At 35.3% G+C, this 15,459-nt stretch carries 13 protein-coding genes; 10 read left to right on the top strand and 3 right to left on the bottom strand.

Annotated elements, in window-relative coordinates:
- Window positions 1–604 precede the first annotated feature (604 nt).
- The 3 genes from I7822_RS04980 to ppsA all read left to right on the top strand — a co-directional run bounded on the left by I7822_RS04980 (window position 605) and on the right by ppsA (window position 4,693).
- Complete coding sequence (locus tag I7822_RS04980) at window positions 605–1,144, top strand: GNAT family N-acetyltransferase (RefSeq protein ID WP_207975711.1); 540 nt, start codon at window positions 605–607, stop codon at window positions 1,142–1,144.
- Window positions 1,145–1,268: 124 nt separating this feature from the next.
- Window positions 1,269–1,646, top strand: coding sequence for a VOC family protein (locus I7822_RS04975; RefSeq protein WP_207975709.1), 378 nt, complete (start codon window positions 1,269–1,271; stop codon window positions 1,644–1,646).
- A gap of 431 nt (window positions 1,647–2,077) precedes the next feature.
- Window positions 2,078–4,693 carry a phosphoenolpyruvate synthase gene (ppsA, locus tag I7822_RS04970; RefSeq protein WP_207975707.1) on the top strand — a complete coding sequence of 872 codons (2,616 nt, stop codon included), beginning with the start codon at window positions 2,078–2,080 and terminating at the stop codon, window positions 4,691–4,693.
- Between the two features lie 369 nt (window positions 4,694–5,062).
- Here the strand turns inward: ppsA and I7822_RS04965 are convergent, their stop codons facing one another.
- Entirely contained in the window at window positions 5,063–5,713 is a 651-nt protein-coding gene (locus I7822_RS04965) for a YczE/YyaS/YitT family protein (protein ID WP_372442113.1), read from the bottom strand.
- Between the two features lie 2 nt (window positions 5,714–5,715).
- Window positions 5,716–6,156, bottom strand: coding sequence for a GNAT family N-acetyltransferase (locus I7822_RS04960; protein WP_207975703.1), 441 nt, complete (start codon window positions 6,154–6,156; stop codon window positions 5,716–5,718).
- A 119-nt stretch (window positions 6,157–6,275) separates the two neighbouring features.
- On the opposite strand from I7822_RS04960, the gene I7822_RS04955 reads away from it, so the two are divergent.
- The 7 genes from I7822_RS04955 to I7822_RS04925 all read left to right on the top strand — a co-directional run bounded on the left by I7822_RS04955 (window position 6,276) and on the right by I7822_RS04925 (window position 13,547).
- A complete protein-coding gene (locus I7822_RS04955; protein ID WP_207975701.1) occupies window positions 6,276–6,728 on the top strand; it encodes a MarR family winged helix-turn-helix transcriptional regulator in 453 nt (150 codons plus the stop codon).
- 388 nt (window positions 6,729–7,116) lie between these two features.
- Window positions 7,117–7,221, top strand: coding sequence for a methyltransferase domain-containing protein (locus I7822_RS30150; RefSeq protein WP_207975699.1), 105 nt, complete (start codon window positions 7,117–7,119; stop codon window positions 7,219–7,221).
- 583 nt (window positions 7,222–7,804) lie between these two features.
- Entirely contained in the window at window positions 7,805–10,609 is a 2,805-nt protein-coding gene (locus I7822_RS04945) for a hypothetical protein (RefSeq protein WP_207975697.1), read from the top strand.
- A 66-nt stretch (window positions 10,610–10,675) separates the two neighbouring features.
- Entirely contained in the window at window positions 10,676–11,290 is a 615-nt protein-coding gene (locus I7822_RS04940; protein WP_207975695.1) for a hypothetical protein, read from the top strand.
- Window positions 11,291–11,696: 406 nt separating this feature from the next.
- Complete coding sequence (locus tag I7822_RS04935; RefSeq protein ID WP_207975693.1) at window positions 11,697–11,840, top strand: hypothetical protein; 144 nt, start codon at window positions 11,697–11,699, stop codon at window positions 11,838–11,840.
- A gap of 124 nt (window positions 11,841–11,964) precedes the next feature.
- The gene (locus I7822_RS04930) at window positions 11,965–12,417 is read left to right on the top strand and encodes a GNAT family N-acetyltransferase (protein WP_207975691.1); all 453 of its coding nucleotides are present in this window, start codon (window positions 11,965–11,967) and stop codon (window positions 12,415–12,417) included.
- An 890-nt stretch (window positions 12,418–13,307) separates the two neighbouring features.
- Entirely contained in the window at window positions 13,308–13,547 is a 240-nt protein-coding gene (locus I7822_RS04925; RefSeq protein ID WP_207975689.1) for a nucleotidyltransferase domain-containing protein, read from the top strand.
- Window positions 13,548–14,035: 488 nt separating this feature from the next.
- Here I7822_RS04925 and I7822_RS04920 read toward each other — a convergent pair whose 3' ends face one another.
- Window positions 14,036–15,178: a low temperature requirement protein A gene (locus I7822_RS04920; RefSeq protein WP_207975688.1), complete on the bottom strand. Its 1,143-nt coding sequence runs from the start codon at window positions 15,176–15,178 to the stop codon at window positions 14,036–14,038.
- Between the last annotated feature and the right edge of the window lie 281 nt (window positions 15,179–15,459).

The raw sequence follows: 15,459 nt of genomic DNA, 5'->3' as shown, positions 1-15,459 counted from the left end.
CTCTATATGGAGAATATTAAGTAATCGCTATGTATAAATTTAGGGGAGCATTAATGGAGTGTGTAAAGATGATTTTATGGTTAGTGACAATATCCAACTTATAAATTTAGATGCTGTCAAAAAGTTACTTTCTACAACATATTGGGCTTCAATAGAATAATAGAAACGATTGAAAAAAGTATTAACAACTCTCTTTCGTATGGGTTATACCTTAGTGGTAAACAAATTGGGTTTGCGAGAGCAGTTACAGATAAAGCTGTTTTTTCATAGATTTTAGATGTGGTTATAGATGATAAATACAGAGGTAATGGGCTAGGAAAATGGTTAATGGAATGTATATTTGATTATCGAGAAATAACATATACTACATTTGCATTGGACACATTCGATGCCAATGACTTTTATAAGGAATTTGACTATTTTAACAATAAATGTATGACTCAACCTTTACTGACTAAATAAGTAGGTGGTGATTAAAACTTATATCTGTCATGTACTCACACGTTTTAAAGTATATTGTCATCTTCAACAATTGGGCGCGATTCTGTAGCAAGAATAGTTCTTTTACTTAGTAAAATTGTAACTGCACATTGGAGGGGTAATAATGAAAATAAGATTAATTGATAAAGAAGAATATAGTTTTATTGAAGACTTTGTATATGAGGTATTCAAAAATACCGTTTATTCGGACGGAGTAGCTGAAAAAGCTTTAGTAAAAGAGATCCGAGAAAAACAATATTACATTCCCCAGCTTGATTTAGTTGTTGAGGAAGAAGGTGTAATTATAGGACACTTTATCCTTTCAAAACTTCCAATTAGTAATAAGTATGAAAATGAGATATTGATGCTATCACCAGTTTCAGTAGCAATTACTTATCAACGTCAGGGTGTTGGTAAGTATATGTTACAGGAAGGTATTAAATTAGCTGCTAAAATGGGATATAAGGGAATAATTGTTGAAGGAGATTATCGTTACTATCAACGCTTTGGATTTAGAACGTCAACTGAATTCGGAATATATGCGTCCAAGAAAAATCTTCCACCTTCTGAGGAGAATTTGATGGCTATGGAGTTGTGTGAAAATGGTATGGCAAATATTTCAGGTGAGGTGGATTATTCGATTTATGATGCGTTGAGACATTGACAAGTAGTACGGATGTTTACTATAGGAATGCTGCTTTGGCAGCTTTTTTTTATTTCCTAACGGTGCAGGATTGCTGAATTGAAAGTCGTATTACTTGCTTTAAAGAATAAAAAGGAGTGATCCAATGGAAATCTCTAAATTAGATCATTTGGTTTTGACTGTAAAGAATATTGATAAAACATGTGAATTTTATAACCAAGTTTTAGGAATGGAAGTTATCACATTTGGAGAGGGAAGAAAAGCACTACATTTTGGAGAGCAGAAAATAAACCTACATGAAGTAGGCAAAGAGTTCGAACCAAAAGCAAAATTACCCATGTCTGGTACTGCTGATTTATGTTTTATCACAGATGTTCCTATGTTAGATGTGATTAACCATTTAGATAGTTACGGAGCATCTATTGAAATAGGTCCAGTAAAAAGAACAGGAGCATTAGGATCAATAACCTCTATTTATACTAGGGATCCAGATGGTAATCTGATAGAAATTTCTAACTATTAAAATTTTATTTGCTTTTAATTAAATTTAAGGTTGCGATGCTTGAATAACAAGAGTATCGCGTTCCTTGTTTAACAAACGGGTGCTTGAGCTGAACAATTAGCTGCCATTCTTGGCGGCTTTTCTTATTCAGCTAACAGATGCAGGTTAGTTTAATAAGAGCTTGAAATCTAATATTAATGTAAGGTGTTTTTGGAAAAATAAATAGATTAAATGGAAAAAAGTTAATTATAATCATTGTGGGCTAAAAGGTATATGAGCTGCTTTCAAAGAGATGAACCGGGGCATCAGTTTACTGTATGGTAAGGTCTGGATATTTTTTTGTACTCTTCCTATTTTAATTATAGCATATAAAAAATGGTAAATATAGACTATTTATTCCCATTTTCTACTGGTAAAATCAATAGAACATTAATGGTTAGGAGAGATGTAGAATGAGTTCTTTGGCTCTCGGTTTTCAGGAAATAGAAAAAACACAGCTTTTGCTCGTTGGTGGAAAAGGGAGAAATTTAGGGGAATTATCAAAAATTCAAGGAATACAAGTACCAGAAGGATTTTGTATTACAACAGTAGGATATCAAAAAGCCATCGAACAAAACGAAACGTTTCAAGCTTTGTTGGATCAACTAACAATGCTAAAAATAGAGGATCGAGATCAAATTGGTGAAATCAGCAGGAAGATTAGACAAATCATTATGGAAGTAGAAATTCCTTCCGATGTTGTGGGCGCAGTAGCTCATTATCTCTCCCAGTTTGGCGATGAACATGCATATGCAGTGCGTTCTAGTGCCACTGCTGAAGATTTACCACATGCCTCTTTTGCTGGTCAACAAGACACCTATTTAAATATCATCGGAAAAGAAGCAATCTTGCAGCATATCAGCAAATGTTGGGCTTCCCTATTTACGGATCGTGCGGTAATCTACCGTATGCAAAACGGATTTGACCAAAGCCAAGTGTATTTATCCGTTATCATTCAACGGATGGTTTTCCCACAGGCATCAGGGATTTTATTTACCGCCGATCCGATTACTTCTAACCGAAAGCTACTATCAATCGATGCCAGTTTTGGACTTGGAGAAGCACTGGTCTCAGGCTTGGTCTCTGCCGATTGTTATAAAGTACAGGAAGAGGAAATCGTTGATAAGATGATAGCAACCAAGAAATTGGCTATCTATGGACTAAAAGAAGGCGGAACAGAGACAAAGCAGATCGATCCGGATCAGCAAAAGACTCAAACACTTACTGAGCAACAAATATTACAACTAGCACGCATAGGAAGACAGATTGAAGCTTATTTTGGTTGCCCACAAGATATCGAGTGGTGTTTGGCAGATGATACATTTTATATTGTCCAGAGTCGGCCAATCACTACTTTATACCCCATCCCTGAAGTGAAGACCCAAGAAAATCACGTCTATGTATCTGTTGGTCATCAACAGATGATGACCGACCCCATGAAACCATTAGGATTGTCTTTTTTCCTGTTAACAACTCCTGCACCCATGCGTAAAGCTGGTGGAAGGTTGTTTGTTGATGTAACACATATGTTGGCTTCACCTGTTAGCAGAAAAAATATAATAGATACCCTGGGACAATCCGATCCGCTCATAAAAGACGCACTTATGACCATAATAGAGCGAGGAGATTTTATAAAATCGTTACCAAATGATAAAAAAGAACAGAGTCCTGGTAAAAGCAATAAAGGTATGTCGTCTGCAGGATTTCAAGCACAAATCGAAAACGATCCGACAATCGTTTCTGATTTGATTAAGAGTAGTCAAACATCGATAGAAGAGTTAAAACAAAACATCCCAACGAAATCAGGATCAGATTTATTTGATTTTATTCTAGAAGATATTCAAGCATTAAAGAAGATTTTATTTGACCCACAAAGTTCTGGTGTGATTATGGCTGCTATGAATGCTTCTTTATGGATCAATGAAAAAATGAATAAGTGGTTAGGTGAAAAAAACGTAGCAGACACGCTTTCTCAATCTGTGCCAAACAATATTACTTCGGAAATGGGTCTTGAGCTTTTGGATGTCGCAGATGTTATTCGTCCTTATCCAGAAGTAATTGATTATTTACAACATGTAAAAGATGATCATTTTTTGGATGAACTGGTTAAGTTTGATGGTGGACAGGAAACCCAAGATGCAATAATAGCTTATCTCAACAAATACGGAATGCGATGTGCTGGAGAAATCGATATTACTAAAACTCGTTGGAGTGAAAAACCAATTACACTTGTCCCCATGATTCTCAATAACATCAAAAACTTTGAGCCTAATGCTAGCAAACGGAAATTTGAGCAAGGGCTGCGTGTTGCTTTGAAAAAAGAACAAGAGTTATTAGATCGATTGAAGCAATTACCGGATGGTGAACAAAAAGCTAAAGAAACAAAACGAATGATCGACCTAATCCGGAATTTCAGCGGGTTTAGGGAATATCCAAAATATGGCATGATTAATCGCTACTTCGTTTATAAGCAGACTTTATTGAAAGAAGCCGAACAACTTGTACAAGAGGGCGTTATTCATGAAAAAGAAGATATATACTATCTTACTTTTGAAGAACTTCACGAAGTCGTACGCACCAATAAACTGGATTACCAGATCATCAACAAACGAAAAGACGAGTATAAATTTTATGAAAAACTAACTCCCCCACGTGTTATCACGTCTGATGGTGAAATCATTGCAGGTGAGTACAAACGAGAAAATCTCCCAGCCGAAGCTATTGTAGGTCTACCTGTTTCTTCCGGAGTTATAGAGGGACGCGCTCGTGTCATCTTAAACATGGAAGATACTGATCTAGAAGATGGAGATATATTAGTTACCTTATACACTGACCCTAGCTGGACACCATTGTTTGTATCCATAAAAGGACTAGTCACCGAAGTTGGTGGACTGATGACCCATGGAGCAGTTATCGCACGTGAATATGGCTTACCAGCAGTTGTTGGAGTGGAAAATGCCACCAAATTGATAAAAGATGGGCAACGAATTCGAGTGCATGGGACAGAAGGGTATATCGAAATATTGTAATTGCTGAATACGTCCAGAATTAATTAGTAGCACCGCTCCAGTGGTTACCAGAGCGGTTTGATACCAATATTGTTCCACCTATATAAACTTTAAAATATAACCCACTAATTTCTCACCTTACAGTATGACAAGATGTTATATTGAAAGTCTTATCTTTTGTTATAGAATAATCATTATTATGTGTTAAGATTTTTTGTTCAATTAACGGGTGCAAGAGTTGAAGATGATATTGGGTTGCTGCGGCAACCTTTTTAAGTTCTTCAACTAAAGGGCAGTAGAGTTGAAGAAGGAAGTTACTGAGGTAGCTCATTTTTATTCTTGTTAAACTAAAGAAGCAGGTTTGTAGAACAAGAAAAAATAAAAACCATTCTATATTGAATGGTTTTTATCAGTATCATAATCAGGTGATGTACTAGAGTTTGTTAGTATGCGTTTAGTAAATGTCATAAAGAAATTAAGTATTATCCCCCCTAAACAAACGGTTAATAAAGTTCCAACGCCAATAGGTCCATTAAATATCATTGCTATTATCAAGAATGCGAGGTAAATGAATGTTCTCGAAAACAGTATATTTGTTCTTGTTAATTCTTGTATGATTAATGTTAAACGGTCAATTGGAATCGGTGCAAAATTTGTGTGTAAATAAATTGCAGTTCCTAAACCTATAACATTTAAGCCGATTCCAAAACAAACAAGTTTGCCGAACCATAGTTCAGGTGTTATCAAATTGTGTAATAAAAAAAGCCACATATCAATACAAATACCCGTTATAAATGCAGTTAACAATCCTAAAACTTCAGGTCTTTGTCTTTTTAATAATGAATTACAACATATTAGTATTAATGCAATGATTATTTCCCAACTTCCCACAGTAAGACCTACGTTTATGGATAGACCGACCAAAAGTGCATCAAAAGGTGATGTTCCAAGCTCTGATTGTATAGTGAAAGAAATACCAAGGGTTAATATTAAAATTCCTAATACATAAAGAGCATATTTCGCTTTACTCGACCTATTCATCATTATTTTGTAGTAAATTCTTTTAGCATTAAAATGTGTGGGATTCCATCTTCCATAAATATATTAGATGAAGTCCGATAACCAAGTTTCTTATAAAAACCTTCTGCCTGCGTTTGTCCGTGTAATTTAACCTGGAGCACTCCCTTTTCTTCCGCAATTTCTTCTAACGCACTAATAATTATTTTTCCAAGACCAAATTTACGGAAAGGTTCTAAGATACAAATTCTCTCTAGATTACCAAAGCCATCTAGAACTCTTATCCTTCCCGTTCCGACTGGTTGTTCATTGTAATAAACTAATATATGTTCACATTGTCCATCCAGTGTGTCATATTCATCAAATTCATCTTCTAGTTGTACGCCTTGTTCCCCAACAAATACTTCTTTTCTAATATAAAATGCTTTTTTCAGGTCATTATCCTTAGTTATTTTTTTTACTTCCAATTATCTTCTTCCCTTTCTGGATTTATTTATTTAAACAAGTCATAATTAAATTAATCATCACAGAAAAGTATATATGAAAATAATTTTGTTGTAAATGCAACAAAATTCGGAGGTTTTTTATGAAGGAAATTCTTCATGAAATTGGAATGATAGCTAGGGCATTAGATTCTATAAGTAATATAGAATTTAAAGAATATAACTTAACAAAAGGACAGTATTTGTACCTAGTTCGAATATGTGAAAATCCAGGAATTATTCAAGAAAAGTTAGCAGAAATGATAAAAGTAGACCGGACAACAGCAGCTCGGGCAATACAAAAACTTGAAATACAAGGATTTATTGAAAAGAGAGACGATGAGATTAATAAAAAAATAAAAAAACTATTTCCAACTGATAAAGCTAAGAATGTTTATCCCTTTTTAAAGAGAGAGGGGGAATATTCCAATAAGGTTGCACTATCTGGATTATCCCCCGAAGAAACAGAAACTATTTTTCAGCTTCTTCAACGGGTTAGAAAAAATATAGAGGTAGATTGGGACTTTGTAAAAAAGGGAAACAAGAGAGATTACTGATTTATTAATAATTTTTTGTTGGGTTATAGAAGTAGATTGTGAAGTATTGATACTTAAACTAAAGGTTTCAAGGGTTTAAGAGGGAGTCGCTAATGTAGGATTATCCCCTACAGGTAGACAGTAAAAAAAGAGAATAAGATAAAATTGGATAGTTATGTTATTCTCTAAAAGTGTTACATCTTAATGATATATTCATTATCCTTTTCAGCTAACCGGAGTGGGTTGATCCAAGAAGAGTTAACGCCTATTCTTGTTTAACTATCAAGGTGTTGAAAGGTGTCATAACTTAGCTTCATAAATAAAACTATAACTATAGTAAAAGGAGGAGCCCAAATGGTCCTCCTTTTAGCTTATTTTATTTTTTAATTATTATTAGTCGGGGCTTTTTGTGAATTTTGATTATATCTCCAATAACTATGCTTTTCATCACTTTACTAATAAAGGGAAAACTCTTGATGAAATTTATCATGTTTTAAAGGAAAATGAAATCTAAAAGCTGCATAATATTGCTTTACATGATATGAAAAAATGGTGGATTTATCATTACTTTCTATCGTATTTCCTCTTACATCATAATGATAAGTAAAAATATAGGAACTAGGTAGGACATCCTTTTGGGTGCCTTTTCTTTATTTAACTGATACATAGATTTTACGGTTTCGTCAGTGATCCATACTGAGGAAGTGGAACTATTTAATTTTTCAAGGTTTTGTTTTTATAAACAATGTAATCCCCTTGCAAATCGTTTTATATCAGCCTCTTCTTGATAGTTGCTTCGAATAGTCAGCCCTCTGCATACTAGTAATCAATATAATTACCAATATGAGGAAATAGCTAGTGGTGATTAAAAACCAGCAAAATAAGACTATTTGTTTTTATCATATGCCCTAAATCTATTTTCCTGATTAAACGTGTAATCCCTGTTGAATTCCCTTACCTTACAAGTCAAAAATCACAGGAATAATAAACAAAAAAGAATCATAATTTCCTATGTTAATAAAAGATTTAAGTAGTATGATGATATTTGTAGTATGGAATTTCCAAAATAAAAACAAAAGAGAGGTGTAAATTTTACAGTGAAATTTAAAGTATTTATCCATTTATTACTGGGGGTTGTGTTGGTTTTTTCTGCCGTATCTCCAGGAATCGTCCTGGGAAAAGCGAATGATAAGAGCAGCTCTGCGAAGGTGGAGACGGAAGAGACATCACAATTGTCGGATCAAAATGCGAAACAGTTAATCAACGAGGCAATGAAACAAATTGAAGCATTTCCGGATCCTCAGGAAGTTCCCAAAAATCATAAACGAGTAGAATACGCGCTTTTTGAATTACAAGCTGCTGTTGACGGCAATTTTGAAACAAACAATGCGATAAAGTCCACAGCGTTTTTTGACCACAGCTTGAACTCACTGAACATCCTTGAAAATCACCCTCAGACTCCTTCAGATAAAATAGACTCAGTCATCGACAAAGTTATTTCAGCAAACAGAATTGTTACAGATAAGCTTCTAACATTACTTGAAAGCAATACAGAAATGTTCGATAAAAAAGATCAAAAACAGTTAGAGAAAGCCCATAAGGATTATGAAAAAGGCGTAGATTTTGAAACTAAAAACAACAGAGAACAATCGATTCATTTTTACAAAAAAGCATGGACAAGCGCTCAAGAGCTGAAAGAAAAAGCAAAGCGAATTCTTGACTCGGATGGAGACGATTTGCTGGATGAGGTAGAAAAAAAGCTAGGAACAAACCTGCAGGAAAAGGATACCGATCAAGACGGATTGCTGGATGGATTTGAAATTTTACAGCAATATACCTCTCCTCTTAAGAAAGATACAAATAATGATGGGAAGCCTGATGGGGAAGAGGATACCGATCAAGACAGCCTAAATAATTTTCAGGAACAAAAAGCGGGCACTAATCCGGTCTTAAAGGATAGTGATGCAGACGGTTTGGATGATCATTTTGAATTAGTGGAATTCGGTACCTCCCCATTATTGAAGGATACCGATCATGACGGCTTGGACGATGCTGGTGAATATCATGCTGGAAGTGATCCTCATAAAAAAGATTCAGACCATGACCGACTATATGATGGGCTTGAAAGCTTTGCCCAAACCTTTACCGAAAAAGAATCAGGAGCAGTCCTTGAAATCAACGGAATAGGAGATCTATCACGAGCTGTTAAATTGATCAATGTTTCAGATCAAGTAATTTTCCAAGATGTTCCTGGAGCTGTTTCAGAGTTTGTTGATATTTCTGTAAATCGGGAATTTGAACACGCAACGGTTAAGATCCCGATTGAAAAAAGTGACATCCCGAATGGCGACTTTGAAAGTGTGAAGATGTATACTTATGATAAAGAAACGCATACATTCACCCCACTTGAAAAACAAAAAGTGGACGCTGAAAAGGGATATATCATCGGAGAAACGACCCAATTTTCCGTCTTTATGTTGATCTATACACCGGAGTGGGAAAAGGCTCAGCAAAAAGAAACTAACAGCATAAAGGCAAGTGCAGCAGGTTTATCCTACACCATTACCAATGATCCGGAAGTCGATGATTCGGATGGCGATGGATTGACTGATGAAGAGGAACAGTCCTATGGAACACTGGTATACTACCATGATTCGGATATGGATGGCCTTGATGATGGAAATGAACTGGATATGGGATTCAATCCATTTGAAGAAAATGCCGACGGAGATTCATTTACGGATCTTGAAGAGTTTAATAACGAAAGTGACCCAGATATCTATGATAAGGAATGGACTGATTACATTCAGGAACTGCTGGCAGGTGCTTCGGTGAACGAATTTGCTGCAACTCTGGTCGATTGGGGCTGGATGGATGAGGAAACTTATGACTCTGTTGGCTTCCTGCTTGGACAATTGGTTGCCGGGTACCTTGGGTATGGGGATATCGTTGAAGCTGCAGCTGAATTCACTCAAGCAGATGTCGGTGCCGGATTGTTCGCTCTCTTTGGATTTATTCCGGCTGTCGGTGATATTGCAAAGACCGTTGAAAAAGTCGTGAGTTTCGTTAAACGGGTACCTAAAAACATCATCGCTGGGACCTATGAGATGATTCTTAAAAACTTTGCTGATCAGCCAAAATTATTCTCAGCTATCCTTGATGCCATAACAGGCGGAGCCTCTAAATCATTAAGAGATATGGGCGCTTCTGATAATATGATTGCCCAGCTAGGGAAGAATGGGAACGATCTTAAACGAATAGCGAAGCTAACAGCAGCCAAATTTGGTGACGAAACACTTGATGCGGCGCAAAAAGCAATCATTGACCGGAAGATTCGCGATCACTGGGGAACCAATCTGACCGCCAGAAAAAGAGCGGAAGCGTTTGGTACCGAATCGGCCATTTGGTACTACGAATTGCTGGGGTACAAACTTTTATATGCCCAACGGGATAAAGACCCAAGGGTGAAGGCACGTACGGGTCCAGATATCATCATGAAAACTCCATCCGGCGAGCTATTCATTATTGAAGCCAAAGGCTCCTACTCGAAAAACGGGAAGTTAAATGATGGCAAAAAACGAGGCGTGCGTCTTGCCTCAAAGGTCAGCGGGCAGTACCGGCTCTATTTATCGAGGGAATGGCTGACAACCAACAGCGAAAGATACATGGATAAATTTGAAGATGCCATCCGAAATAAAACTATATCCCCAGAAGAGAAAGAGGCCTATGATCTATTAAAAGATGTGATTGATAATGGGGCATCCTACAAGAGTTCCGTTGTGTATGGAGGCATTCGGGATGCCAAGTCAGTTATCGAGGCGGGGAAAGAAATGGATGACTACCTCGAAAACATTCTAAAGGATACCGACGCAATTGATTTTATTTTAATTCACAGCATTTAAACGAAGATTCCAGCAGGAAGGGAAGGAGAAGCTCCTTCTTTTCCTGCGTTTGTGAGGTGATCATACATGACCAAAGAAATAAAAGTAGATACAAATAAGCTGCGTCAAAAGGTTGAATTTCTCGATTCAATTGGCTTAAAGTCGTGGTCTGATTATGAGGCATATGCCAGATGCTTATCTTATTTTGATGAAAACGAAAAAGCCGCAGAATATTTTATAGAGGCAGCGAAGCTTATTGAAAAACCAATGGCTGTTTTTGAAAAGAAGAACCAAAAAGAATACACCCGTTTAAAACTCGTTCAAGCCAATTATTACCGCCTGGCAGGGGAAAAGGAACTAAGTCTGCAACAATATGGAGAACTCTCGAACCTGCTGGAGGACCTGTTTCATTATGTTGGGGACAAAGAACAAAGTGAAGGTTTGTTAACCAATCTCAGTTATTGCCATTTCTTCCTTCAAGACTATGAGAAGTCGATCTATTTTGGAAAGCGGGTAAAGGAATGGGTTCCGATCTCCCTTGGTTTTTCACAAGGAATTCTCTATGATGATCAAGCAAGAATCGAAGCCGCAATGGACGATGTAATAGAAGACATCAAAAGAGAAAAAAGCCTGCATTATTATACTGGAGCAGAGGTTTCTTTGTGGGACTGGTATGAGATTGGGAAGGAGTTGCTGAAATGATTTCTGCTGCGATCCTTTTTATTAGGTAAAGGGGCAGTTTAGTTCAAGAACATGTCAATTAGAGAACGTATATTTTAGATATGTCTAAAATGTGCGTTCTCTTTAATTTTATCTATTTAACTTTACTCACCTAAATGATTTTATGCCATTTCTTCTTCAACTAAATGGCCCTAATGTGGAGGATGTATAAAGAAAATCATAATAATTATAAATATACATTCTTGGTCATAAATGTCATTAACATTATACTTTTAGAAAGGTAGCTTTTTTGTTACTAATAGTAATGATTAACTTTTATTCTAGCTAACTCGTAATAAGTGTAACAAAAATCCATAACAATATTATTTGTAACAATATTTATCATAAATGGTTTTTGATACAATGTTTGGTACAGAAGAGGATGAACATGAAGTTTGGCTATATGCGTGTTTCTACATTTGATCAAAATTTGGATAGCCAAAAAGACATTCTTGATTTGGCTACTTGGGTACTAAAGATGCACATACACTTTATGAATAATATGATTTTATCCGCGAACAAGAAAAAGTAATGACCCGAATACCTGACTTATTAAGAAATAAATAAGTGCTTTCTTGCTCAACTAACTGAGCAGGTTAGTGTAATAAAAAGTATAAGTTATGATTTTGTTAATTTATTCAATTTAGGAGGACCATATGATAACTCGAAATATTAAAGAAGAAGATTATTATAAAGTAATTAATGTTTTGAATGATTGGTGGGGTGGACGACAGATGACACATTTGTTGCCTCGACTGTTTTTCGAACATTTTCAACCAACAAGTTTCATAGTTGAAGACGAAAATGAAGTTTTATCTGCTTTTTTAATAGGATTTGTATCACAGACGCATTTAAATGAAGCCTATATACACTTCGTGGGTGTTAATCCCAAAGATAGGAAGAACGGTTTAGCAAGAGAACTTTATGAATTGTTTTTTACTAAGGTTATTGGCTTAGGGTGTAACACTGTTCGGTGCATTACTTCTCCAGTAAACGAAGGCTCTATTTCATTCCATATATCAATGGGTTTTTCTGTGTCCTTAAGTACCGATTACGCAGGTTTGGGACAAGATTGTATTTTATTCTCTAAAAGTATTACAACTTATTGATATATTCATTATTCTTTTCAACTTACCGGAGTGCGTTGATCTAAGAAGAGTTAACGCCTATTCTTGTTGAAGTTAGTAACATACCGTAATGGGGGAAGTTTGGTTGATCTATGTTTTTTGTCTTCGTTATGCTTCCGATAATTAGACTTCATTATCGGAACAAGTTTTTAACAATAACCTTTTCGTTATTCTGGATTCTTTTCTAGTTTACTTTTTTAATTTAAGTTATTGTGCTAACGATGTAGATCAGGTGAAAATGAACATATAAAAGTATAAAGACTAAAGAGTTGGAGAGAGAATCTCCAACTCTTTTATTTAACGGTCCCTGCTTATTAGTAGTCGTAATCATAATCATATGGGGAGTAGTCATCTCTACAACGGCGAACCCATCTACATTCACGAACCCAACGACAGCGAGGTCGAGGTCTAGGGCGAGGTCGGGGGGGATAGTAAGGCGGCTGTCCATAGGTCTGTCCATCGGGCTGTCCAAAACGCTGTTGTAGTTCGTTAGGATTTATTTGGGGTTGGTAATAGTAATTCAATAAAATCTCTCCTTTTAATAAATTTCCTATACATCAACACTATATGTTCTATAAATGAAATTAAATGGACTTATACCTATAAAACGAGCCTGATTTTAGGTAAATGAACTAAAAAAGTTCGTAAGAGCACAGTTAATGCTAAGAGCAAATTGAAAGGGGTTATTTGAATTAAGATCTCAATATTTAAAGATTATTCAGCAGACAAATTGATAAAGGTTTTGCCTAAACAATATGGGCGAGCGTTTCAGACCGAGTGAAGACGCTGTGTCAGCGATCTTTTATCCGAAGGAAGATTTTGTTGTAGACTTCGACTTCCAAACGAAACCGAACTTAAAGGAGGTATTACCTTTGGAAATTAAAAAGAAGACAGACGTACTCTTAACAAAATTTAAGGAATGGTCAGAACAACAAAGTCATATAAAAGGTGTTGCAGTTGTTGGTTCATTTGCAAGAGGTGATTTCCATTCAAATTCTGATGTTGATTTAACGATCATATCTACAAATAAAAAACTTACTTTAAGATTATTAAAAGCAATTTTAATTGCGGTGATATTAAGAGTTTTACTTTTGAAGAATGGGGAATTTTAACATCCCTAAGAATTTTCTACGAAAATGGGTTAGAGGTTGAGTATGGGGTTGTAACAGACCAATGGGTAAATGAACCATTAGATGAGGGAACAAGGAATGTTGTTATAAATGGGTTTAAGGTCATAACTGAAAAAGAAAATATTTTCTCCAGTGTAAGAAGGTTTTTAAATACATGGTAACCCTTAAGTGCAGAAGAAGTTACTAAAATGAAAAAAAAAAAGAGATTCAAATATAAATGCTGCTTTAAGAATGTATAATAGGGATTGTTTTAAGTATGTACCTCACTGCATAGTATTCTTGAGGTGGATATTTCACTGTATCGAATAAAAAAAGGGTATTATGAAAATATTCATGTAACCTAATAAAATAGGAACTTAACATACCAATTTCTATTGTGAGAAAAACCAGTATCCTTAGTTGGATACTGGTTTTTGATGTTTTGTCCTTACTTTTAAGAATAATGTAAAATAAATAATATTAACATAATATTAAACATCCTTTGCACTTGGATGAATCTCATTAGTCATCAGTCGCTTTTTATTTGTGGTTGTTAATTTGGTAAAGATAATAAAAAATAAGGTTAATTCTCCTATTATCACAATATTTGGGACTACTACAATTAAATTAATAATAAAAAAGACTGCTAAAATTCCTAAGAATAACCCTAAATGATATATTTTCAATCGGTGGTGCTCGTGTCTATATTGATGAAAAACAAAGGTAGATGACAGGAAATAGAGCAATACAGAACCAAAAGCAAAATAAAGGATAAATGAGTAATGGACCTCATGTAAGTACAATAGTCTAATGGATGCTGCAATCATGCTCAAGGACATTAAAATAAAAAGATGGCCGTAAATAATGGTTTGGCCAGCTGTTTGAACCGATTTGTCCACTTTCTTATCCACATTATCGAAATACTGCCACCACATCGATATAATGAGGATAAATGAAATGACCGAAAAAGCTATTGAATTCCAGTTTCCTTGATTAGGTTGAATGACCGCAAGGGTGCTGATAAGTGCTTCTCCAAAGAGAATAATAGAAAATAGACCAAATCGCTCTAATAAATGCGCTGTATTTGTGGGCACCTTTACTAAATACTTTCGGCCTAATATTGGAATAATAACATCGATAATGATGCCAGCATATAACACAGCATATCGAATCCAAGAATCAAAAAAGACGGAGAATAATGAAATAATGATTCCTATCCAAAAATACCTTCCTAAAAAGAGTGCTGCTTTTTTTCGAGTTCCCTTTTCAATACGCTGGACAATAAGATATTGGATCGCAGTCACTGCTCTTAAGCCAATATAGCCAATTAAAAAAGATAGATAATAAGGATCAAAATCAACTGATAAGCTTGATGTCATAATGAGCACAAAAAACATTTGCAGGATCAAAAATATTCGTTGATGAAATAAATCTTGTCCAAACCTGTTAACAAACATGGTTTGCCCAACCCATGCCCACCAGATTGGAATAAAAATTAAGACAAACTTTATTAAATACTCTGCATGGATATACCCATCTTCAACATGAAGTAAAACATGAGTTGCGGCCGCAACAGCCGCTACAAATAACAAATCATAAAAGAGCTCTAACCATGTAACTTTCTTTTCTTCCATTCCTATACTCCCTCCGAATCCCTTATTGTTTATAGTATGCTAGAAGTATCTAGAAATTGGAAGAGAAAAACCTTATCGGTCAATGATTAAAAGTAATTATGATCATTCTTTTAGAATCCATAAATATTTTGATGAAATACATTTAACCAAGTTAGTATGTTAAGCAATATTTTAGCAAACATAGAACCCCCGAAAATATTCTACCTTTTTTGAAATAATTCCTTCATTAAAATAATGGGTAATAAGTTTAGTCAAAACAAACATAAAAAAATTTTGACTGG

It is taken from the genome of Metabacillus bambusae, assembly GCF_017497975.1.
Classification (GTDB): Bacteria; Bacillota; Bacilli; order Bacillales; family Bacillaceae; genus Metabacillus; species Metabacillus bambusae.
The sequence above is the reverse complement of the archived record's forward strand: the minus strand, read 5'-3'. Positions and strand labels throughout refer to the sequence as shown.